This window comes from Falsiroseomonas sp., assembly GCF_030695085.1.
GTDB lineage: Bacteria > Pseudomonadota > Alphaproteobacteria > Acetobacterales > Acetobacteraceae > Falsiroseomonas.
Genome location: NZ_JAUYTS010000196.1, coordinates 1 through 19444 on the forward strand (window position 1 = coordinate 1; position 19444 = coordinate 19444).

Consider the following 19444-nt stretch of genomic DNA (forward strand, 5'->3'; position numbering starts at 1 on the left):
CCGGTGGAGCACATGATCGCGACCCTGTCCGGCGATGTGCAGGATGCGGCGGAGCGCGTGCTCGGCGGCCAGGCGATCGACGAGCCGATGGAACCCGCGCTCCGCTACCGCGGCAGCGAGGGCATGGACCCGCGGCTGGTGGCGGAGATCGAGCGGCAATTCGGCTTCGACAAGCCGCCGCTGGAACGCTTCTGGCTGCTGCTGCAACGGCTGGTGACTTTCGACCTCGGCCGTTCGCTGTTCCTCGACCGGCCCGTGGCGCAATTGCTGTGCGAGAGGCTGCCGGTCACCGCCTCGCTTGGCGCCTGGTCGATGTTGCTCACCTACCTCATCGCCGTGCCCCTCGGCATCGCGCTGGCGGTGCGGCGCGGCAGCCGCTTCGACCGCATGGCGACGGCGCTGACGGTGGCCGCCCATGCGCTGCCCGGCATGGTCATCGCCGTGGTGCTGCTGGTGGTCTTTGCCGGCGGGCGCTTCTGGCAGTGGTTTCCGGCCGGCGGCCTGCTTTCCGCCGATGCCGCCAGCTTTTCCTGGCCGCGTTTGGTGCTGGACTGGCTGTGGCATCTGGTGCTGCCGGTGGCCGCCATGGTGATCGCCGGCTTCTCCTCCCTCGCGCTGATGACGCGCAACCTGTTCCTGGAGGAGCTGGGCAAGACCTATGTGCTGCTGGCCCAGGCCAAGGGGCTGGCGCCGCGGCGCGTGCTGTTCGGCCATCTCTTCCGGAACGCCATGCTGGTCATCGCCGCCGGCCTGCCCGCCGCGCTGCTGATGGAATTGTCGAGCGGCGCGGTGATGATCGAGGCGCTGTTCGGCCTGCAGGGCCTCGGCCTGCTCGGCATCGACGCGGCGCTGTCGCGCGACTTCCCGGTGATCTTCGGCACGCTGTGGCTGTTCACGCTGCTCGGCCTGCTGATGCATCTGGTGTCGGACCTGCTTTATGTCGCGATCGACCCGCGGATCGGCTTCGATGGCCGCCGCAACTAGAAGCGCCTGGCCCGTCCGCCTGCTGGCGCTGGTGGTGCTGCTGGTGCTGCCGGCGGAATTCGTCGCCAATGACCGGCCGGTGCTGCTGGTGCTGGACGGCGCCGTTTCCTCGCCCGCGCTGTCACGCCCGACGGAGCGGGCGCTGGGCGGCGCGCTGCCGATCCCGGCGGATTTCCACGACCCCGCCGTGCAGGGGCTTCTGGAAGCGCGCGGCGCCTGGCAGCTTTGGCCGCCGATCCGCTTCGCGCCGTATACGGTGGCGCCCGGCGTGCCGCAGGCCGCCCCCGCGCCGCCCTCCGCGCAGCATTGGCTGGGCACCGATGACCAGTCCCGGGACGTGCTGGCGCGGCTGGTCTGGGGGCTGCGCCTGTCGCTCGGCTTCGCCGCCATCGTCACGCTGCTGAGCCTGGCCGTCGGCCTCACGCTCGGCGCCATCCAGGGCTATTTCGCCGGCGTCACCGATCTGGTGCTGCAACGCCTGACCGAGATCTGGGGCGGCGTGCCGCTGCTGTTCCTGCTGATGATGGTCGCCAGCGCCATCGCGCCCAATCTCTGGGTGCTGGCCGGCGTGCTGTCGCTGTTCATGTGGATGGGCATCGCCGGCCTGACGCGCGCGGAATTTTTGCGGCTGCGCGGGCAGGATTTCGTGCGCGCCGCGGTCGCCATGGGCGCGCCGCCGCCGCGTATCATCCTGCACCACATCCTGCCCAATTCCCTGGCGCCGACCTTGTCCATCGCGCCCTTCCTGGCGGCTGGCGCCATGACGCTGCTGGCGGGGCTCGACCTGCTCGGCCTCGGCATGCCGCCGGGCACGCCCTCGCTGGGGGAGTTGCTGGCGCAGGCGCGCAACAATCTGCACGCGCCCTGGCTGGCCGCGGCGGCGGTCGGCACACTGGGCGGCGTGCTGCTGCTGGTCACGCTGGTTGGGCAGAGGCTGCGCGACGTGATGGACCCGCGCCTCGCCCCCGCCCGGCGCATCCTGCAGCCGCAGGACGTGCCGAGCGGCGGCGCGCTGCTGGAGCTGCGCGGGCTGGAACTGGATTTCGGCGGGACCCGCGCGCTGCGCGGCGTGGACCTCACCCTCCAGGCCGGGCAGGCGGTGGCGCTGCTGGGCGAATCCGGCTCCGGCAAGACCGTGACCGGGCTGGCCATCGCCGGGCTGTTGCCGCCGCAGGCCAGCCGCCTGTCGGGCAGCATCCGCCTCGCCGGCCAACAGATGCTGGGCGTGCCGGAGGCTGTGCGTCGCGCCGTGCTGCGCGACCGCATCGGGCTGGTCTTTCAGGAACCCGGCGCCGCCTTCAACCCGCTGCATCCGGTGCTGCGCCAGGTGGTTGAGGCCGCCGCCACCGCCGGCCTCGGCGCCACCGCGGCGCAGGCGCGTGCGGCGGAGCTGCTGCGGCTGGTTGGCCTGCCACAGCCCGTGTTGCGGCCACGCGCGCTGCCGCACCAATTCTCCGGCGGCCAGTTGCAGCGCGCCGTCATTGCCATGGCGATCGCGCGCGACCCGGTGCTGCTGATCGCGGATGAGCCCACCGCCTCGCTTGATGCCGCGCTGCGCGGGTCGCTGCTGGAATTGCTGGATGGGCTGCGCCGGCGCTTCGGCATGGCGCTGCTGCTGATCACGCATGATGTGGATGCGGCGCGCGCGGTGGCGGACCGCATCGCGGTGATGGACCAGGGCCGCATCCTGGCGGATCTGCCGGTGGCGGAGCTGGACCGGGCGCGGCAGCCGGCGCTGCGCCGCCTGCTGCGCCCGCAATGCGCCCCGCCACGCAACCCGCCGCCACCCGACCGGCCCGTGCTGGCGGCGCGCGGCATGGGCCTGCGGCACGGCGCGGTGCAGGTGCTGGAGGGGGTGGACCTGACGCTGCATGCCGGTCGCACGCTGGCGGTGGTCGGCCCCTCCGGCTGCGGCAAGACCTCCCTCGCGCTGGCGCTGCTGCGGCTGGTGCCGGCGGAGGGCGAGGTGCTGCTGGATGGCCGGCCTCTGCCGCCCGGCCGCGCCTGGCGTCGCCGCGTGCAGGTGGTGTTCCAGAACCCCGCAAGCAGCCTGTCTCCGCGCCTGACCCTCGGCGCCATCCTGGCCGAGCCGTTGATCCTGCACCTGCCCAACCTCTCGCCGCGTCTGCGCGCGGCGCGCGTCAAGGCGGCGCTGGCGGAGGTCGGGCTGGACCCGGCGCTGGTCACCCGCCGCCCCGCCGCGCTCTCCGGCGGCCAGCGCCAGCGCGTCGCCATCGCCCGGGCGCTGATCGCCGGGCCCGATGTGCTGATCCTGGATGAACCCACCTCCGCGCTCGACCGCAGCGTGGAGGCGGAGGTGCTGGCGCTGATCGCCCGGCTTCAGGCCGCGCGCGGCTTCGCCTGCCTCCTGGTCACGCACGACCCGCGCGTGGTCGCTGCCCTGGCCGATGAAGAATTGCGCCTGGAGGCCGGCCGTATCGCCGGCTTCCGCGCGCTGCCCCGCCCCGCGCTTCTGAAGGAAATCCCCGCATGACCGAGACCCTGCCGCAACGCTTCCTGCTGGAGGCCACCCCGGCCGAGGTCGCCGCGCTGCTGCCTGCCATCGGCCGCGCCATGGTCGGCATCAGCGGCGGCGGCACCACGCATGAGCGCATCGGCGTGATCGAGGCCGCGCCCTGCACGGTGGCGACGCTGCGTATAGAGGGGGCGCTGCATGATGCCGAACTGGCGCTGTCCCGCGTTGTGCGCGTGATCGGCGACCGCAGCAGCACCATGCGCGGCAAATCCTATCCGCGCTTCGAGTTCAAGGATGCGGCGGATACCACGCTGCTGTCCGTGATCGCGATGGATGGGCCGGAGCTGTATGACGAAGCCGTGCGCGCGCATATCGGCGCCGAGCTGGAAGCGCTGCCCCGCCCCGACCTGCCGCCCACCGAACAGCCGCCCGAGGCAGATGCCGGCAATGCGGCGCTGGAGGCGCTGCGCGACAGCGGCGGCCAGGTGGAGATCCGCTTCGGGGAAGCCGGCGCCAGCCAGGCCTGGCGCGGCCTGATCGAGGAGGTGAAGGGCGTGATGGGCTACGCCAACATCATACGCCCTGACTTCCATCTGCATCTGCGCGGCGGCTCCGTCGCCGGTTTCCGGCGGGAAGCTGCGGGGTTGGTGGCGCTGGATGCGGCGGGGGCGGCCACCGGCCTGGTGCTGCGGCCGCTGGATGCGGCGGCGGAGGCGGCCCTGGCCCGCTTCGGTTGATGCGCCGGTCGCTGGCGCGGGATGGTTTTGCGGTGTGGCCCGGACCACCGGCGGCCTTGCAGGACCGGCTGCGTGCGGTGCTCGGGCGGCTGGCGCGGCGGCGGTTGAGCCCGGCGGAAGCGTCGCGCTGCGTCCTGGAATCGGCCCTGCGCGAAAGCCAACGCGGCGGGCCGCTGCTGCCGGGGCAGGATGGGGTGTTCATCCTGGGCGAGCCCACCCGCCTGCACCCCGCCTTCGCTGCCGTGGCCGCGCATCCGCGCGTGCTGGCGGCGGTGGCGCGGGCGCTGGGCACGCGGCGGCTGGCGCTGCATTTCGCCAATGTCACCATGAAATCCGCGCGCTTCGGCAGCGGCATCGCCTGGCACCGCGACGCCGCGAACCGCTACATGCCGACCCGCACCAGCCGCTTCCTGCGCGCCATGATCTGCCTGGATGGCATGACCCCCGGCAATGGCGGCACCAGCTTTTGCCCTGGCTCGCATCGCGGCGTGGGGCGGCCGGCGGTGGTGCCGTGGGTGCCCAAGGGGGCGATGGTGCTGATCCATCCGCGCGTGCTGCATGGCGGTGCCCCCAACCGCTCCGGCGCCGCGCGGCGCAACCTGGTGGTGCAATGGGGGCGGTGGGATGACAGGTTGGCGACCAGCACCCGCGAATCCCAGACCGGTCGGCCGCCGCGCCTGCTGCACCGCCCGTCGCGCTGGCTGACGGGATGATGACCGGCGGGCGCTTGCAGCGGCGATCGCGCATCGCAACATCCCCGGCATGATCGACGCCAAATCCCTCCTCGACCGCTTCCTCGGCTCCAGCCAGGGTGCCACGCCCTCGCCCTGGGGCAATCCCAACCAGACCCAGCCGCCGGCCGTTTCCCAGCAGGGGGCGGGCGGGCTGGCCGATATGGCGCGGCAGGCGCTGCAACGCGCCGGTGGCGGTGGCCTGGGCGGCTCCGGCATGGGCGGCTTCGCCGGTGGCGCGGCCGCGGGCGGCATCCTGGGCCTGCTGCTGGGCGGCAAGGGGATGCGGCGCGGCGGTGGGTTGATCAGCCATGGCGGTGCCGCGGTGCTCGGCGCGCTGGCGCATCGGGCCTGGCAGAACTGGCAGGCCGGCCAGGCCGCCGCCACCGCCCCCGTCGCCACCCCGCAGGATGCCGCCGCAGTCGATCCGCGCTTCCTGCCCGGCGCCACCCCCGCCGCGGGTGGCGAGCCGTTCGAGCTTGCGCTGATCCGCGCCATGATCGGCGCCGCCCGCGCCGATGGCCATATCGACGCCGAGGAACGCGCCCGCATTTTCGCCCAGGTCGAAAAGGCCGGCATGGATGCCGAGGCCAAGGCCTTCGTCTTCGACGCGCTGGATTCCCCGATCGGCGTCAGCGAGGTGGCGGCCGCGGCGCAGACCCAGGAACAGGCCAGCGAGCTCTATCTGGTCTCCCGCCTCGCCGTGGACCCGGACCATCCGGCGGAGCGTGCCTATCTCCAGGCGCTGGCGCACCGGCTGAAGCTGCCGGAAGGGCTGGTCGCGCATCTGGATCGCCAGATCGACGCCGCCCCCGCGGCATGAAGATCACCCGCGTCGAGACACATCTGCACCGCAGCGACTTCACCTATGGCGCCGGCGCCTCCGGCGGGGGCGGCAACCTCCGCCTGGCGCGGATCGACACGCTGCTGGTGCGGGTGGAGACGGAAAACGGTCTGCATGGATGGGGGGAGGGCTTCGGCTTCACCCTGGCGCAGACCACGCAGGATGCGGTGGACCGGCTGATCGGCCCGGCCTGCCTCGGCCAGGATGCCCGCGACATTGCCGGCATCGGACGCATGCTGGCGCGGCGCTTCCACAATTTCGGGCGCAACGGGCCGGTCGGCTTCGGCATCTCCGCCATCGACATCGCGCTGTGGGACATTGCCGGCAAGGCGGCCGGGGTGCCGCTGCATGTGCTGCTCGGCAATGGCCGCCGTGCGGAGGTGCCGGCCTATGCCAGCCTGCTGCGCTACGGCGTGGCCGAGGATGTGGCGCGCAACGCGGCCGAGGCGCGGCGGCGCGGCTACCGCGAGATCAAGCTGCATGAGGTGGACCTGGACTGCATCCGCGCGGCGCGCGACGCGGCGGGCGATCTGCCGCTGATGCTGGACATCAACTGCGCCTGGGACGGCGTGGCGCCGGCGCTGGATTTCTGCGCGGCGGTGCGCGGGATGCATATCGGCTGGGTCGAGGAACCGCTCTGGCCGCCGGAGGATTTCGACGGGATGGCGAAGGTGCGGCGCGAGGCCGGGGTACCAATTTCGGCGGGCGAGAACCTCGGCGGCGCCGAGGATTTCGCGCGGCTCTTCGCATCCGGCGCGGTGGATGTGGCGCAGCCGAGTGCCACCAAGCATGGCGGCGTCTCCGGCCTGTTGCAGATCGCCGCGCTGGCGCAGCAGGCGGGGGTGCGGATGGTGCCGCATTCCCCCTATTTCGGCCCGGGGCTGCTGGCCACGCTGCATGTTCTGGCGGCGGCGGAACAGGCGGCGCCGATCGAGATCTACTTCGCCGATCTCGCCACGCCGGTGTACCCGGCGCTGGTGGCGAAGGATGGCATGGTGGCGGTGCCGCATGGGCCGGGGCTGGGGATGGAGCCCGCGGTCTAGATCACCGCGTGCCGCACCCGCGCGGAGAGCCATTCGCTGACCACCACGGTGCCGAGGATCAGCACGAAGATCGTCGTCACCTGCGGCCAGGCCAGCACATTGATGCTGGCCTGCATCTGCATGCCGATGCCGCCCGCGCCCACCAGGCCCAGCACCGTCGCCTCCCGGATGTTGATGTCCCAGCGGAACACCGTGAGGCCGGCGAAGGCGGGCATGATCTGCGGCACGATGGCCCAGCCCAGCACCTGGGGGCGGGAGGCGCCCGTCGCGGTCACCGCCTCCACCTGCGTCGTGTCGATTTCCTCGATCGCCTCATACAGCAGCTTGGCAATGAAGCCGACGCTGCGCAGCGCAATGGCCATGATGCCCGCCAGCATGCCCGGGCCCAGGATGATCACCAGGATCAGCGCCCAGATCAGCGAATTGATGGAGCGGCTGGCAACGATGATGAACAGCACGACGGGCCGCACGAACAGCCGGCTCGGCGTTGTGTTGTGCGCGGCGAGGAAGGCCAGCGGCACGCCGATCAGTACCGCCAGCGCGGTGCCGATGGTGGCGATGTTGATGGTGTCCCACAGCGGCTTCCAGAGCTGGCTGGCATAGGACCAGCGCGGCGGGAACATGCGCGCGATCAGGTCGCCACCCTGCCGCGGCGCATCCCAGACGAAGGGCCAGATGGTGCGGTCCGAGATGAAGCTGAAGCAGTACACGCACAGCGCCACGCCGGCGAACCAGCCGCCCCAGACCAGCAGGTCGGCGCGCGGCGTGCGGCGGCGCCAGTCCGGCGTGCCGTCGGGACGAGCGAGAATGGCCATTACTGCACCTTCCGGCGGATCCAGCCGCTGCTGTATTCGCAGAACAGCACGATCGCGATGATCACCAGCAGCACCGCCGCCGCGGTATCGAATTCATAACGGTCGAAGGAGGTGTTCAGCGTGTCGCCGATGCCACCCGCGCCGACCAGGCCGAGCACCGCACTCTCCCGGAAATTGATGTCGAGCCGGTAGGCGGAAAGCCCGATGATGCGCGGCCGGACCTGCGGCAGAATGCCCCAGGCCAGAAGCTGGAACCAGGACCCACCGGTGGCGCGCACCGCCTCGGCCTGGCTGGCCTGGATATCCTCGATATCCTCCGCGATGAGCTTGGCCATGAAGCCGATGGTGGCAAAGGCCAGCGTCAGCGTGCCGGCCAGCGGCCCAAAACCCACCATGGCCACGAAGACGATGGCGATGATGATTTCCTGGAAGGTCCGGCTGACGGCGATGATGCCGCGGCAGAACAGGTAGATCGGCAGCGGCGCCAGGTTGCGGGAGGCGCCGAGGGCCACCGGGATGGACAGCGCGATGCCGACGGCGGTGGAGACCACCGTCATGGTCAGGCTCTCCAGCAGACCCTCCAGGATGTCATCGCCCTTGGAGGTGAAATCCGGCGGGAAGAAGCCGCTGAGGAACCGCCCGGCGCGTTCGATACCTTCCGCCGCGCGGGTCCAGTTCACCTCGATGGTGCCAATGGCCAGCAGCGCATAGGCCAGCGCGCCGAGATAGACGGCATAGCGCAGCCAGGGTGTTTCGATCAGCGGCGGCGGGCGCCAGGCACGCGCGGCGGCGGCGGCGTCGAAGGTGGTGGCACTCATGCCACTTCCTCGGCCACATCTTCCTCATCCTCGGCCTTACGGATGGTCTGTGACCAATCCTCCTCGCCGTAGATGTCGGTCAGCGCCTGGGTCTGCAATTCCTCCGCCGGGCCGTCGAAGACGATGCGGCCGGCGCGGAGTCCCACGATGCGCTTGGCGAATTGCTGGGCGAGTGCCACGTCATGGATGTTGATGATCGCCGCAAGCCCGCGCTCGGTGCAGAGCTCGACGATCAGGCGCATGATCTGGCGGCTGGTCTTCGGATCCAGGCTGGCGGTGGGCTCGTCCACCAGCAGAAGTTTCGGGTCCTGCATCAGCGCACGCACGATGCCGACCCGCTGGCGCTGGCCGCCCGAAAGCGCATCCGCGCGCTTATCCGCCATGTGCGCCAAACCGACGCGGTCCAACAATCGAAAAGCTTCCTCGATGTCCTTGCGCGGAAAGCGGCGGAACCATGAGGACCAGAAGCCGACATAGCCGAGCCGGCCCGACAGCACGTTCTCCATGACGGTCAGGCGCTCGACCAGGGCGTATTCCTGGAAGATCATGCCCATCCGCCGCCGCGCCCGGCGCAGCGCGCCGGAGCCGAGCGCGGTGAGGTCTTCGCCATCCAGCATCACTCGCCCGGTGGTGGGCTCCACCAAGCGGTTGACGCAGCGGATCAGCGTGGATTTGCCGGCACCCGAGGGGCCGATCAGCGCCATCACCTGCCCCGCCGGGATCAGCAGATCGACATTGTCGAGCGCGAGATCCCCGGTCGGGTAGCGCTTGGTCAGCCCCTCGATTTTCAGCAGCACTGTATTTCTGTCCTCAGCGGCAGGCGTAGGAGACATCCATCGCAGCGTCGATCTGCCGCACCACGCCCCAATGCTCGCGGTAGGTGATCGGGATGAACTTCTCTGCCGGCGGCTCGCTCTTCGCGAATTCTGCCTGCAGCGCGGTGCCTTCCCAGTTGAAGTTGAAGAAGGCGCCGCGGATCTTCTCCGCCAAGGCCGGCGTCAGGTTGTGGGCGTGGCCGTAGCCGGTCGTCGGGAAGGATTCGCTGCGGTAGATGTTGCGGATCTGGTCCTGCCGGACGACGTTGCGCGCCACCATGCGGGTCAGCACCGAATTGGCGATCGCCGCCGCGTCGTAGTCGCGGTTGGCGACGCCCAGGATCGAATTGTCGTGGCGGCCGGAGAAGGCTGCGGTGAAGTCGCGGCCGGCGCGCATGTTGAACTGGCTGGCGAGCAGGGCGGACGGCGCCTTGAAGCCGGAATTGGAGGTCTCCGCGGTGAAGGCGATGGTCCGGCCGCGCAGATCCTCGATCCGCTGCGCGGTGGAGGAGGCGGGGACGATGATCTCCATTTCGTAGCCGAAGGCACCGTTGTTGCTGGCCATCATGGCGAAGGGCACGAAGCCGGCGCAGTTCACGGCAAGCGGGTTGGATCCGGTGTTGAAGCCCGCGATGTGCAGGCGGCCGGCGCGCATCGCCTCGATCTGCGCGGCATTGGACTGCACCGTGAAGAACTGCACGCGCTTGCCGGTCTCACGCGCCAGATGGTCCATGAAGGGCTGCCAGACGGTGCGATAGACGGCCGGGTCCTCGACCGGGGTGTAGGCGAAGATCAGCGTCGCGGGGTCGACCAGCTCGCGCGGATTGGTCGGCGTATCGGCCACCAGGTCCCCGTCACGGTCGCAGTAGCGGGCATCGAGCGTGCCGCGCGGGCAATCCTGGGCGGCGGCCTGGCGCGGCTGCCCGGCCAACAGGCCGAAGGCCAGGGCCGAGGTGGCCAGTACACTGGTTGCGAGAAGGCGGCGCAGCATGGCGAGAACTCCCTGTGGTCCAGAACCGGGTGCCTTCTATGGGACACTCCTGGGCGTATCGACGTCAGATTTATGAAGATTGCCGGCGGGTGACACGGCCAGCAAGCTTTGTTTCGGGTGCTTCGTGATGCAACCCTTCCGCAGCCAGACCGCTTTTCCGGCCACGTTGGTGGAGGATGGCGGCATGGAGCGGGGTATTTCAGGGCGGGCTGGCGGGGCGGGCGAGGTGGCCTTCCTGCGCCGGGTGCTGATCGTCGCGGCGGTGGTGGTCCTGGCGCTGCTGCTTTGGCAGGTGCGGATGGCGCTGCTGATTGCCTTCGCCGGGGTGGTGGTGGCGGTGTTGCTGCTGGCCGCGGCGCAACCGGCGGAGCGCTATCTGGGCCTGTCGCGAAGCTGGTCCCTGCTGCTGGTGGGGGTGCTGCTCGCGCTCGGCATCGGCCTGGCGGGCATGCTGGTCGGCAACGAGGTGGTGGCGCAGTTCGCCCAGCTCTGGAACCGCCTGCCGGAGGCGGTGGCGGCCTTCGAGGACCGCTTCCGGATCGCCTTGCCGGGGGTGGAGGAGGCGGTGGCCGGCGGCGCCGTCGATACCTCGATGCTCGGCACCCTGGCGGGTCACGCGGCGACGCTGGGCAGCCTGGTGATCGGCGCGGGCACGGCGCTGGTGGTGGCGGTGGTGGGCGGATTCTTCCTGGCGGTCGATCCCGGAATGTACCGGCGCGGCATCCTGAAGCTGCTGCCACGGTCGCAGCACATCGTGGCGGATGAGGCCCTGGTGGCAAGCGGCAATGCGCTGCGGCTCTGGCTCGGCGCGCAGTTCATCTCGATGGTCCTGGTCGGCGGGCTGGCCTGGCTTGGGACCTGGTTCCTCGGGCTGCCTTCGCCGCTGGCGCTCGGGTTGTTCGCGGGGCTGATGAACTTCGTCCCTCTGATCGGCGCCTTCGCCGGTGCGGTGCCGGCGCTGTTCCTGGCGCTGGCCGAGGGCGGCAATGCGGTGCTGTGGACCGGGCTGCTGTTCATCGCGATCCAGCAGCTTGAATCCAACATGATCCTGCCGCTCGTCGAAAAGCACATGGTCAGCATGCCGCCGGCGCTGCTGCTGTTTTCCGTGGTCGGCGTCGGGCTGCTGTTCGGTGTGCCGGGCATCATCCTGGCGGCGCCGATTACCGTCGTGGCCTTCGTGCTGGTGAAGAAGCTGTATGTCCGCGAGACGCTGGGCCAACCGACGGAGGTGCCGGGCGAGCAGGAAGATGCAGAAGGAAAATGACAAACCGCGGTAATTACGGCAAAAATAGGTCCTTGGGGAGGCGGAAAGGGATCGAACGCCCGGCCGGTTCATGTGTTCTTTCTCACAGCCGGACAGCAATCCTTGAAAGTGCTGCAGTACATCATACCCCCGCTGATTAAATACTGTCCGGAGGCGGTACGGGGTAGGTCGACATGCAGCACATCTTCCAACTGGAGGCCAGCCTCATGAAGAACATCCTGAACACCACCGCCCTTGCCGCCACCCTGGTTCTCGGCGGCTACGGCGTCGCATTCGCCCAGGGCAGCGGCACGGCACCGCATGCCACCGGTATGGGCCAGCAGGGCAGCGGCATGACCCAGCCGGGCGCGCAGACCCAGGGGAGCGCCGGCGCCACCCAGGCAACGCGCATGAACGAGGAGCAGATCCGCACCCTGCTCGGCGCCCGCGGCTATTCCGATTTCGAGAACATGGAGCGTGACGGCGACACCTTCCGCATCGCCTCCGCCGAGCGCTACGGCAAGGAGGTCGAGGATCTCCGCGTCGATGCCCGCACCGGTCGCGTGCAGGACGAGGCGCGGCTGACCGAGGACCAGGCCAGGAAGCTGCTCGAGAGTCGCGGCTATTCCGAGATCAGCGACGTGAGCCGCGATGACGACACGATCACGGCCAAGGCGAAGCAGAACGACCGCGAGGTTCGCCTGCGCATCGATGCCGAGACCGGCGTGGTGACGCAGCAGATGGCCAGCAACTGAGCCGCGGCACGCGCAACCCGCTGCGCAACTGAAGCGGGCGGGAGCCGTTAATCAGACAGGCGCCCTTCGAAATCCATCGAAGGGCGCCACCATATCGGAAGGAACCGACAGGATGGACAAGGATCGCATCGCAGGCGCCGGCAAGCAGGCCAAGGGCTCCGTGAAGGAAGGCGTCGGCAAGATGACCGGCGACACCTCCATGCAGGTTGAGGGCAAGGCCGACAAGGCGGAGGGCAAGGTCCAGAACGCGGTCGGCGGCGCCAAGGACAAGGCCCGCGAAGCCAGCGACTGAACCAGACAGCCACCGGACCATTGCCGCGCCGCGCCGGCGAGCATTCGCTCGCGGCGCGGCGTGCTGCGTTGAACAAAAGGAGGATAGGATGGCCCAGGATTTGGTTTCAGCCCGGCCGAGCCTGCTCACGACGACGGCGGCCGCTGCGGTTCTCGCCTTCGCATTCGCCGGCGGCGCCCAGGGGCAGGGCGTGCCGGTCCCGGCATCACCGTCCCCCGCCTCACAGGCCCCCGCCGCACAAGCCCCCGCTGGACAAGCCCCCGCCGCACAAGCCCCTGCTGGACAAGCCCCCGCTGGACAGGTTCCGGCGCCCCAGTCCGCGGAGCAGCCCCGCGCCATGCCTGGCTCACTGGCCGAGGCGGAGCAGGAACTGCGTGTCGCGCATCAGCAGATGGGCACGGCGCAACAGGATATTTCGCCGCAGGCGCTTGAACGCGCACGCCTGGCGCTGGAGGGCATCAGCCGCAGCGTCGATCTGGCAGCGCCGGAACGCATGACGCAGGGCGCGACCCAGGCGCTGCAGCAAAGGGTGGATCAGGCGCGGCAGCTTCTCGCCGCTGAATCGCCCAACGCGTTGCAGGCGCGCCTCGCCATCGACGAGGTGCTGGCCGCACTGCCGCCTGTCCTGGCCGCGGTGCAGGAAGGCGCGCCGGCGACAGGCGCCAACGCCACCATGGCGCCGGGCCAGTCGGGTGGCATGGGCCAGCAGGCGGCAGCGCGCGCACCAGGTGGTGTGGAGCTGTCGCGCGCGACGCATCTGGTGGGCACCAACGTCGTCTCCAGCACCGGCCGCGACGCGGGTGAGATCGAGAACCTGCTGATCGACAGCGGCGGGCAGGTCCGTGCCGCCGTCGTGCAGTGGGGCGGGTTCCTGGGCATCGGCGCACGCCGTGCCGTGGTGCCGATCGACCAGATCACCTTCGGCGCGACAAATGAGCGCGCGCAGATGGATCTGACGCGGGACCAGCTCGAGCAACTGCCGCGCTACGACGCCGGCAACCTCGAGGAGTTTGGCCGTGCCGAGGGCTGGGGCGCGTTGCGCACCTATCGCTGAGCGTAATCCGCGGCGGGCGGGCAACCAGCGCAAGCCTCAGGCGCTGATAGGGGCATGCACAGAAGGATGCCCCGCATGACCCGATCCCTCATTGTCCCGGCCCTGACTGGCTTCCTGGCACTGGGTCTCGTTGCCTGCGACGACACCACCACCACCTCGGAGACCCCGGCCGGGGCGACGGACACACGCACCGGCCAGTCCGGCGGCACCGCCGCCCCCACCGCCGCGGGCACCGGGACGACGGATAGCGCGACGATGAGCGCGCCCGGCGCCAGCGGAACCGCGCCGATCGGCGCCGCGACGCCACTGCCGCCCGGCACCGGCACGGCGACCGGCGTGACAACCACGCCGGGCCTGGATCCGGCCGCGCCGGGTGGCACCGCGACCGGCAGCCCCGGGGCGGGCATGGGCGGCGACAGCGGCGGCGGCCCGCCGCGCTGATCGCTCCGAGTCACGGAGCCCGGTCACGGATTGATGGCCGGGCTTGGCGGGTGGCCCGGATTCGACCCGCTAGGCGATCCGCCGGGTCTCCTCGACGACACAGGATGTCGGCCGGGCAGCGGGGGGGCAATGGCGGTGCGCTTCAGGCCCGCAGCAGCCCCCCCTCCGGTGCCACCGCAGCGCTGCCCGGGAAGGCGGCGTCGACCGCGTTCTCCGGCAGGCGCAGATGGTCGCGCAGCAGGGCCTTGGCCAATCCGCGCAGGTCACGCGTCGGCTGTAGATCCCGGTTCTCGAACAGCGCGTCGCGCTTCAGGCCGGGCCAGTTTGCCAGGACCCGGCCGCCCTGCACGGCGCCGCCGGCCAGGAAGGCGGCCCCGCCCGTCCCATGGTCCGTCCCGAGATTGCCATTGGCGCGCGCGGTCCGGCCGAATTCCGTGATTGCCAGCACCGCGGTGCGCGACCAGGCCTCCCCCAGCTGCACACGCAGCGCGGCGATGCCGCGATCGAGTTGCACCAGCACCGGGTCGATGCGCTGGGCCTGGCCCGCATGCGTGTCCCAGCCGCCGAGTTCCAGCGCCGCCACGCGCGGCCCATCCACGCGCGCCAGCATCCGCCCGGCCGCATGCGCCAGCCGGGTGAAGCCGCCCTGGTTGCCCGGGATCGGCGCGCCGGCGGACAGCGCGCCGGTCGCGTAGCCGCGGCCGCGCATGCCCTCCGTCACGCTGGGGCCGATCACCGGGTCCGCATGCAGCAGATCCGCCATCCGGGCATAGAGGTCGGGTTCCGGCCGTGTCGCGCGCGGTGGCGCCCACATGCCGACCGGCGCCTCGCCGCGCATCAGCAGCGGCAGGTCGAGGCCGAGCGCCAGGCCGGTGCGAGCGGGCTGGCCGGCGGATTCCGGAATGTGGGTCAGCGCGCGGTTCAGCCAGCCGGATTCCAGCCGCTGCTCGCCGCCGCCCTCCATCAGATCCTGCCCGTCGAAATGGCTGCGGGTGCGGTAGGGGCCGGCCACGGCATGCACCGGCAGCAACTCGCCGCGCGCATACAGGGCGTGCAACTCGGTGAGCTTCGGATGCAGGCCGAAGCTGCCGCCAAGGTCCAGCACGCCGCCTTCCGCGCCCGGCTCCGCCAGCGCCAGCGCGCCGCGCAGCGTGGCGTAATCCGGGTCGCCATAGGGCACCACGGCATGCAGCCCATCCATGGCGCCGCGCAGCAGGATCACCACCAGGCGCCGGTCCATGATCTGCGCGGCGGGCGCGGCCACATCCGCCACCGCCAGGCGGGCGGGGCCGGCGGCGGCAAGGGCGGTCAGCCCGAGCAGGACGCCGCGGCGGCCGATGCGCGGCAAATGGGTCTGGCTCATCGGCGTTGCATCTCCGGGCTGGCGAAGACCAGCGTGATGGCATCCCGCGTGCTGCCGGCGCGGCCGACCGCAATGCGCGTTTCCTCCCGCGCCAGCGGGCCCAGCGCCGTCTCCAGCACCTGTCGCGGGTCCAGCCGCGCATGGCGGCCGGCGGTCTCATAGGCGATGTCCAGGCGCTGCATCATCGGCTCCGGCGCCGCCCATCCGGCAGCGATGTCCGGCCAGCCATTCGGCTGCGGCGCGTTCCACAGCGGCTGGCCGAGCGCGGACAGCGCGCCGAGCACCGGGCCGGGATCGGTGGCGCCGGCGGCGCGGTGCATCGCCACCACATAATCCAGCGGCGCGCGCAGCTTGGTCAGCGGCGGGCCCCAGGCCCCGGGCAGGCGGACCAGGGCGCGGGCGGCCTCGCCCAGATCGCCCTGCGTGTCCCGCAGCACGCCCTCGATCCGCGCCACGGCATCCGGCGGCGGCGTATCGGCGACGAAATGGCGCACCAGCCGCCCGGCGAGGAAGCGATGCGTGGCGGGATGGGCGGCGAGGTCGCGCAAAGCCGCCTCATAGGCCTCCGGCCCCTCCGCATAGTGTTTGCCGAGCAGGGTCTTGGCACCGGGTTCGTGGTTGCCGGGGCGGAAGACCAGGTCGAAGGGCGGGCGCAGGCGCTCCACCCCCCAGCCGGTCATGATCCGCGCGAATTCCGTCACATCCGCCTGGCTGTATCCGGCGGCGGGGGAGACGCTGTGCAGTTCCAGGATTTCGCGTGCCAGGTTTTCGTTCAGCCCACGGCCGCTGCGCTTGCCGAAGTTGCTGTTCGGCCCGACCGAGGCGACCTGGTCGAGGTAGAACAGCATGGCGGGCGCCCTGGAGGCGGCGACCAGCATGTCCACGAAGCGGCCTGTGACGTGCGGGCGGATCGCCTGGCGCAGGAAATGCGGAAAACCCGTGGTCATGCCGAAGCCGCCGCGTTCGGCGACGGTGAAGTGGTTCAGCCAGAAGTTCGTCAGCCGGTCGTGGAAGGGCGCATCGCTGGTCAGCAGGTGGCGCACCCAGGCCTGCTGCTCGGCGCGGAACATCTGCGTCGGCACGCTGGCCTGGCCGGCGGGCGGTGGCGTTGCGTCATGCGCGATCCAGGCGGAGTAGCCTTCCTCCAGCGAGGCCGGCGCATCCCGCCCGGGGGGCGGCGGCAAGGGCGGGGGCGCGGCGCGGGTCTGCTGGTCGAGCCAGGCAACCGGGTCCTCCGGCAGCGGCGCTTCGGGGCGCGGTGCCGTGCCGAAGCGGACCGCCGCGATCTGGGGGCGTGTGTCCATGGCGGGATCACACAGGCCAATTGTGGCCCAATTCGTGCCGGCGATTTGACGTGTGCGTGAGAGCGCCGTGGCCGCGGATGAGCCGCGCTAGCCGCCGCTCATCGCCGTCATCACCAGCATCTCCGCCCCCGGCCGCAGCGGGGCGTGCAGCGTCGCAGGCTCCCCATCGACAAAGATGCGGAGGTGGCGGCGGATGGCGGGGGTCGAATCACAGATGCGGTCCGCCATGCCGGGCCAGCGCGCCTCCAGCCCGGCAATCGCCTGCGCCACGCTGGTGGCCTCCAGATCGACCTGCCGTGGCGCGCCGGGAAACAGGCGCGCCAGGGCGGCCGGCAGCAGCACCCGCTCCACGGCTCAGTCCTCCAGCACCAAGGTCTCGACGGAGGAGATGGTGGGCAAATGCCGGGCGATGCAGCGCCAGCTCTCGCCTTCATCGGCGCTGGCATAAAGCTCGCCGCCGCTGGTGCCGAAATAGACCCCGGCGCGCTCCAGCCTATCGGTCGCCATGGCCTGGCGCAGCACGCCGAAGAAGGCGTCCTGCTGCGGCAGCCCATCGCGCAGCGCCTGCCAGGTGGTGCCGCCATCGCGGGTGCGCCAGACGGCGGCCTTGGCATCGGGCATGTAGCGCCCGGCCTGGTCGCCATTCAGCGGCAGCAGGAACAGCGTGCCCGGGTCGCGCGGATGCGTCGCGGCGGGAAAGCCGAAGGAGGAAGGCAGCCCCTGCTCGATACTGGTCCAGCTGCGCCCGCCATCCGCGCTGCGGTACATGCCGCAATGGTTCTGCTGGTACAGCAGCTCCGGCTCGCCCGGCGCCATCACCAGGCAATGCACGCATTGGCCGTGTTCCGGGTAGCGCTGATCCTCCGGCGCGTAATCCTGCCGCGTGCCGCGGTTGCGCGGCGCCCAGCTTTGCCCGCCATCGGCCGTGTGGAACACGCCGCCGGTCGAGATCGCCACCCAGAACTGCGCCGGGTCGCTGGGATGCGGCAGCAGCCCATGCAGGATCAGCCCGCCGCCGCCCGGCTGCCATTCGGGGCGCGAGGGATGGTCGCGCAGCCCGTTCACATGGGTGAAGCGCTGCCCGCCATCCGTGCTGCGGAACAGCCCGGCGGGTTCCACCCCCGCATGCAGCACGCCATGCGCGACGGACAGGCTCCACACCGTCTTGATCGGCGTCTCGCCCGCTTCATAGGCGAGGCCCTGGCTGGAATGCGTCCAGCTTGCGCCGAGATCGGGCGAGGTCCAGACCGCCGGGCCGAACCACTCATTGCCGCCGCCGGCATGGAGGCGGCCGGTGGCCGGGTCGGCGATGATGTGGTTGACCGGCCAGGTCTCGCAGAACGGCCCGCGCAGGGACCATTCGGCGCGCGCCGCATCTGATTCCAGGATGAAGGCGCCCTTCTTGGTGCCGACCAGCAGCAGGATCCGCGCGGCCATGGCTCAGCCCACCCGCCGGTAGCGCGCGGTCATCACATGGTGCCAGGCGCCATCCGCATCCTGCATGCGGGATGTCATGCTGCGCGCATCCGCTGATTGCAGCTCGATGATGTCCTGGTACAGCGCCATGCGCCCCGGCTTGCCGAAATCCGGCCCGTGGCTGTCCAGCGTCAGCACCCGGCCTTCGGCATCCAGCGCGCCTTCGTACAGCCACATCATGTTCATCATGGAACCGACGAAATTGCCGACGAAGCGCCCCTTGGCGGGATCGTAGCCAAGCGTGATGACGGTGTGGCCGGTTCCGCCGCCCGGCATCTCGCCCTCGCCCCGGCCGATGACCCAGACATCGCCGAGCGCCGCAACCGACTCTCGCCCCCGCATGGTGGCGGCGGGCTGGCCGGGGCCCATGACGCATTCGGCCTCGCTGGTCCATTCGCCGACCAGGCGGTGCAGCCAGCGGTGTTCCGCGGTGACGGTCAGATCCATCATCGTGCTTCCTCCAGATTGCTCAGGTGCAGGGCGATCAGGCGTTCGAAGGATTCGGTCCAGCCGCGGCGATGGCGCGTCGCGGTGGCCGCATCGGCGAAGCGGTCATGCGTCAGGGTGATCTCGGTGCCATCCTCCAGCGGTCGGAAGCGCACGGTGACGCGGCTTTCGCGTTCCGGCATGCTGGCCCAGGCCCAGGTGAAGACCAGCAGGCGTTCCGGCTCGATCTCCAGATAGCGGCCGCCGACCTCGTGGCGGTCGCCATTGTCCTCGGTCATGTGGATGCGGAAGGCGCCGTCGATGCGCGCATCGACCTCGGCCTGGTCCACCCGCGTGTGGTGCGGGCCGAACCACCGGGCCATCATCTCCGGCTGGGTCCAGGCGGCGAAGACCCGGGCTGGCGGGGCGGCGATGCGGCGCACAAGGGTCAGGCTCGGGATCGTCGTCGTCATGGCGATTTCTCCAGGGCGGCGGCCAGGCGATCGAGGCTCTCGGTCCAGAAGCGCTGGTAGCGGGCGAGCCATCCCATCGCGTCCTCCATCGGCGCCGCCGTCAGCCGGCAGGCGACGGTGCGGCCCGTCTTCTGCCGCGCGATCAGTCCGGCGCCTTCCAGCACATCCAGGTGCTTCATCACCGCGGGCAGCGACATCGACAGCGGCCGCGCCAATTCACTGACCGAGATTCCATCCTCCGCATCCAGCCTTTGCAGCAATGCGCGGCGGGTGGGGTCGGCGAGGGCCGAGAAGATGCGGTCGAGGTCGGGGCCTGAGGGCGCTGTTTGGTTAACCATGAAGTTAACCATATTCAGGTCGTGG

22 protein-coding genes are annotated in these 19444 nt (G+C 70.8%); 11 read left to right on the top strand and 11 right to left on the bottom strand.

The window, feature by feature from the left end:
• From Q8S40_RS20860 to Q8S40_RS20885, 6 genes are all read left to right on the top strand, one after another.
• On the top strand, positions 1-984 hold a 984-nt coding region (locus Q8S40_RS20860; protein WP_305671939.1), incomplete at its 5' end, for an ABC transporter permease subunit.
• Positions 968-3478 carry an ATP-binding cassette domain-containing protein gene (locus Q8S40_RS20865; protein WP_305671940.1) on the top strand — a complete coding sequence of 837 codons (2511 nt, stop codon included), beginning with the start codon at positions 968-970 and terminating at the stop codon, positions 3476-3478. The genes Q8S40_RS20860 and Q8S40_RS20865, both read left to right, overlap by 17 nt.
• Positions 3475-4197 carry a hypothetical protein gene (locus tag Q8S40_RS20870; RefSeq protein WP_305671941.1) on the top strand — a complete coding sequence of 241 codons (723 nt, stop codon included), beginning with the start codon at positions 3475-3477 and terminating at the stop codon, positions 4195-4197. Before Q8S40_RS20865 ends, Q8S40_RS20870 begins: the two co-directional genes overlap by 4 nt.
• Positions 4197-4910 (top strand): phytanoyl-CoA dioxygenase family protein, encoded by a 714-nt coding sequence (locus Q8S40_RS20875; RefSeq protein ID WP_305671942.1) that lies wholly within the window; start codon positions 4197-4199, stop codon positions 4908-4910. The genes Q8S40_RS20870 and Q8S40_RS20875 overlap by 1 nt, the downstream gene beginning before the upstream one ends.
• Positions 4911-4959: 49 nt before the next feature.
• A complete protein-coding gene (locus tag Q8S40_RS20880; protein WP_305671943.1) occupies positions 4960-5751 on the top strand; it encodes a tellurite resistance TerB family protein in 792 nt (263 codons plus the stop codon).
• Positions 5748-6815, top strand: a complete 1068-nt coding sequence (locus Q8S40_RS20885) for a mandelate racemase/muconate lactonizing enzyme family protein (RefSeq protein WP_305671944.1) — start codon at positions 5748-5750, stop codon at positions 6813-6815. The genes Q8S40_RS20880 and Q8S40_RS20885 overlap by 4 nt, the downstream gene beginning before the upstream one ends.
• On the opposite strand, the gene phnE (Q8S40_RS20890) is transcribed toward Q8S40_RS20885, so the two are convergent.
• The 4 genes from phnE (Q8S40_RS20890) to phnD are packed head-to-tail and all read right to left on the bottom strand — an operon-like array spanning position 6812 to position 10254.
• Complete coding sequence (phnE, locus tag Q8S40_RS20890) at positions 6812-7630, bottom strand: phosphonate ABC transporter, permease protein PhnE (RefSeq protein ID WP_304813502.1); 819 nt, start codon at positions 7628-7630, stop codon at positions 6812-6814. The genes Q8S40_RS20885 and phnE (Q8S40_RS20890) overlap by 4 nt on opposite strands.
• Positions 7630-8448 (bottom strand): phosphonate ABC transporter, permease protein PhnE, encoded by an 819-nt coding sequence (gene phnE, locus Q8S40_RS20895; protein ID WP_305671945.1) that lies wholly within the window; start codon positions 8446-8448, stop codon positions 7630-7632. Before phnE (Q8S40_RS20895) ends, phnE (Q8S40_RS20890) begins: the two co-directional genes overlap by 1 nt.
• On the bottom strand, positions 8445-9245 hold the full coding sequence (phnC, locus tag Q8S40_RS20900) for a phosphonate ABC transporter ATP-binding protein (protein ID WP_371136869.1): 801 nt from the start codon (positions 9243-9245) through the stop codon (positions 8445-8447). Before phnC ends, phnE (Q8S40_RS20895) begins: the two co-directional genes overlap by 4 nt.
• Before the next feature lie 13 nt (positions 9246-9258).
• Positions 9259-10254, bottom strand: a complete 996-nt coding sequence (gene phnD / locus Q8S40_RS20905) for a phosphate/phosphite/phosphonate ABC transporter substrate-binding protein (protein WP_305671946.1) — start codon at positions 10252-10254, stop codon at positions 9259-9261.
• Positions 10255-10381: 127 nt separating this feature from the next.
• On the opposite strand from phnD, the gene Q8S40_RS20910 reads away from it, so the two are divergent.
• The 5 genes from Q8S40_RS20910 (at position 10382) to Q8S40_RS20930 (ending at position 14039) form a co-directional block, all read left to right on the top strand.
• Positions 10382-11518, top strand: a complete 1137-nt coding sequence (locus Q8S40_RS20910; protein ID WP_305671947.1) for an AI-2E family transporter — start codon at positions 10382-10384, stop codon at positions 11516-11518.
• A gap of 173 nt (positions 11519-11691) precedes the next feature.
• Complete coding sequence (locus Q8S40_RS20915; RefSeq protein ID WP_305671948.1) at positions 11692-12252, top strand: hypothetical protein; 561 nt, start codon at positions 11692-11694, stop codon at positions 12250-12252.
• Positions 12253-12364: 112 nt separating this feature from the next.
• Positions 12365-12544, top strand: coding sequence for a CsbD family protein (locus tag Q8S40_RS20920; RefSeq protein ID WP_305671949.1), 180 nt, complete (start codon positions 12365-12367; stop codon positions 12542-12544).
• Positions 12545-12881: 337 nt separating this feature from the next.
• Positions 12882-13598, top strand: a complete 717-nt coding sequence (locus Q8S40_RS20925) for a PRC-barrel domain-containing protein (RefSeq protein ID WP_305671950.1) — start codon at positions 12882-12884, stop codon at positions 13596-13598.
• Positions 13599-13673: 75 nt separating this feature from the next.
• Complete coding sequence (locus tag Q8S40_RS20930) at positions 13674-14039, top strand: hypothetical protein (RefSeq protein ID WP_305671951.1); 366 nt, start codon at positions 13674-13676, stop codon at positions 14037-14039.
• A 142-nt stretch (positions 14040-14181) separates the two neighbouring features.
• Here the strand turns inward: Q8S40_RS20930 and Q8S40_RS20935 are convergent, their stop codons facing one another.
• From Q8S40_RS20935 to Q8S40_RS20965, 7 genes are all read right to left on the bottom strand, one after another.
• A complete protein-coding gene (locus tag Q8S40_RS20935) occupies positions 14182-15402 on the bottom strand; it encodes a DUF1501 domain-containing protein (protein ID WP_305671952.1) in 1221 nt (406 codons plus the stop codon).
• Positions 15399-16706, bottom strand: a complete 1308-nt coding sequence (locus Q8S40_RS20940) for a DUF1800 family protein (protein WP_305671953.1) — start codon at positions 16704-16706, stop codon at positions 15399-15401. The genes Q8S40_RS20935 and Q8S40_RS20940 overlap by 4 nt, the downstream gene beginning before the upstream one ends.
• An 87-nt stretch (positions 16707-16793) precedes the next feature.
• Complete coding sequence (locus tag Q8S40_RS20945; RefSeq protein WP_305671954.1) at positions 16794-17057, bottom strand: MoaD/ThiS family protein; 264 nt, start codon at positions 17055-17057, stop codon at positions 16794-16796.
• Between the two features lie 3 nt (positions 17058-17060).
• A complete protein-coding gene (locus Q8S40_RS20950) occupies positions 17061-18143 on the bottom strand; it encodes an exo-alpha-sialidase (RefSeq protein ID WP_305671955.1) in 1083 nt (360 codons plus the stop codon).
• 3 nt (positions 18144-18146) lie between these two features.
• Entirely contained in the window at positions 18147-18632 is a 486-nt protein-coding gene (locus Q8S40_RS20955; RefSeq protein WP_305671956.1) for a DUF1579 domain-containing protein, read from the bottom strand.
• Entirely contained in the window at positions 18629-19081 is a 453-nt protein-coding gene (locus Q8S40_RS20960) for an SRPBCC domain-containing protein (RefSeq protein ID WP_305671957.1), read from the bottom strand. The genes Q8S40_RS20955 and Q8S40_RS20960 overlap by 4 nt, the downstream gene beginning before the upstream one ends.
• The gene (locus Q8S40_RS20965; protein ID WP_304813520.1) at positions 19078-19419 is read right to left on the bottom strand and encodes a helix-turn-helix transcriptional regulator; all 342 of its coding nucleotides are present in this window, start codon (positions 19417-19419) and stop codon (positions 19078-19080) included. The genes Q8S40_RS20960 and Q8S40_RS20965 overlap by 4 nt, the downstream gene beginning before the upstream one ends.
• Positions 19420-19444: the final 25 nt, after the last annotated feature.

Excerpts from the sequence above, each read along its gene's own strand:
- Q8S40_RS20960 (WP_305671957.1), bottom strand. The coding sequence starts at position 19,081 with ATGACGACGACGATCCCGAGCCTGACCCTTGTGCGCCGCATCGCCGCC.
- Q8S40_RS20935 (WP_305671952.1), bottom strand. The coding sequence starts at position 15,402 with ATGAGCCAGACCCATTTGCCGCGCATCGGCCGCCGCGGCGTCCTGCTC.
- Q8S40_RS20950 (WP_305671955.1), bottom strand. The coding sequence starts at position 18,143 with ATGGCCGCGCGGATCCTGCTGCTGGTCGGCACCAAGAAGGGCGCCTTC.
- Q8S40_RS20885 (WP_305671944.1), top strand. The coding sequence starts at position 5,748 with ATGAAGATCACCCGCGTCGAGACACATCTGCACCGCAGCGACTTCACC.
- Q8S40_RS20930 (WP_305671951.1), top strand. The coding sequence starts at position 13,674 with ATGACCCGATCCCTCATTGTCCCGGCCCTGACTGGCTTCCTGGCACTG.
- Q8S40_RS20870 (WP_305671941.1), top strand. The coding sequence starts at position 3,475 with ATGACCGAGACCCTGCCGCAACGCTTCCTGCTGGAGGCCACCCCGGCC.
- phnE (WP_304813502.1), bottom strand. The coding sequence starts at position 7,630 with ATGGCCATTCTCGCTCGTCCCGACGGCACGCCGGACTGGCGCCGCCGC.
- phnD (WP_305671946.1), bottom strand. The coding sequence starts at position 10,254 with ATGCTGCGCCGCCTTCTCGCAACCAGTGTACTGGCCACCTCGGCCCTG.
- Q8S40_RS20910 (WP_305671947.1), top strand. The coding sequence starts at position 10,382 with ATGCAACCCTTCCGCAGCCAGACCGCTTTTCCGGCCACGTTGGTGGAG.
- Q8S40_RS20955 (WP_305671956.1), bottom strand. The coding sequence starts at position 18,632 with ATGATGGATCTGACCGTCACCGCGGAACACCGCTGGCTGCACCGCCTG.
- phnE (WP_305671945.1), bottom strand. The coding sequence starts at position 8,448 with ATGAGTGCCACCACCTTCGACGCCGCCGCCGCCGCGCGTGCCTGGCGC.
- Q8S40_RS20925 (WP_305671950.1), top strand. The coding sequence starts at position 12,882 with ATGCCTGGCTCACTGGCCGAGGCGGAGCAGGAACTGCGTGTCGCGCAT.
- Q8S40_RS20865 (WP_305671940.1), top strand. The coding sequence starts at position 968 with ATGGCCGCCGCAACTAGAAGCGCCTGGCCCGTCCGCCTGCTGGCGCTG.
- Q8S40_RS20920 (WP_305671949.1), top strand. The coding sequence starts at position 12,365 with ATGGACAAGGATCGCATCGCAGGCGCCGGCAAGCAGGCCAAGGGCTCC.
- Q8S40_RS20915 (WP_305671948.1), top strand. The coding sequence starts at position 11,692 with ATGCAGCACATCTTCCAACTGGAGGCCAGCCTCATGAAGAACATCCTG.
- Q8S40_RS20940 (WP_305671953.1), bottom strand. The coding sequence starts at position 16,706 with ATGGACACACGCCCCCAGATCGCGGCGGTCCGCTTCGGCACGGCACCG.
- Q8S40_RS20880 (WP_305671943.1), top strand. The coding sequence starts at position 4,960 with ATGATCGACGCCAAATCCCTCCTCGACCGCTTCCTCGGCTCCAGCCAG.
- Q8S40_RS20965 (WP_304813520.1), bottom strand. The coding sequence starts at position 19,419 with ATGGTTAACCAAACAGCGCCCTCAGGCCCCGACCTCGACCGCATCTTC.
- Q8S40_RS20875 (WP_305671942.1), top strand. The coding sequence starts at position 4,197 with ATGCGCCGGTCGCTGGCGCGGGATGGTTTTGCGGTGTGGCCCGGACCA.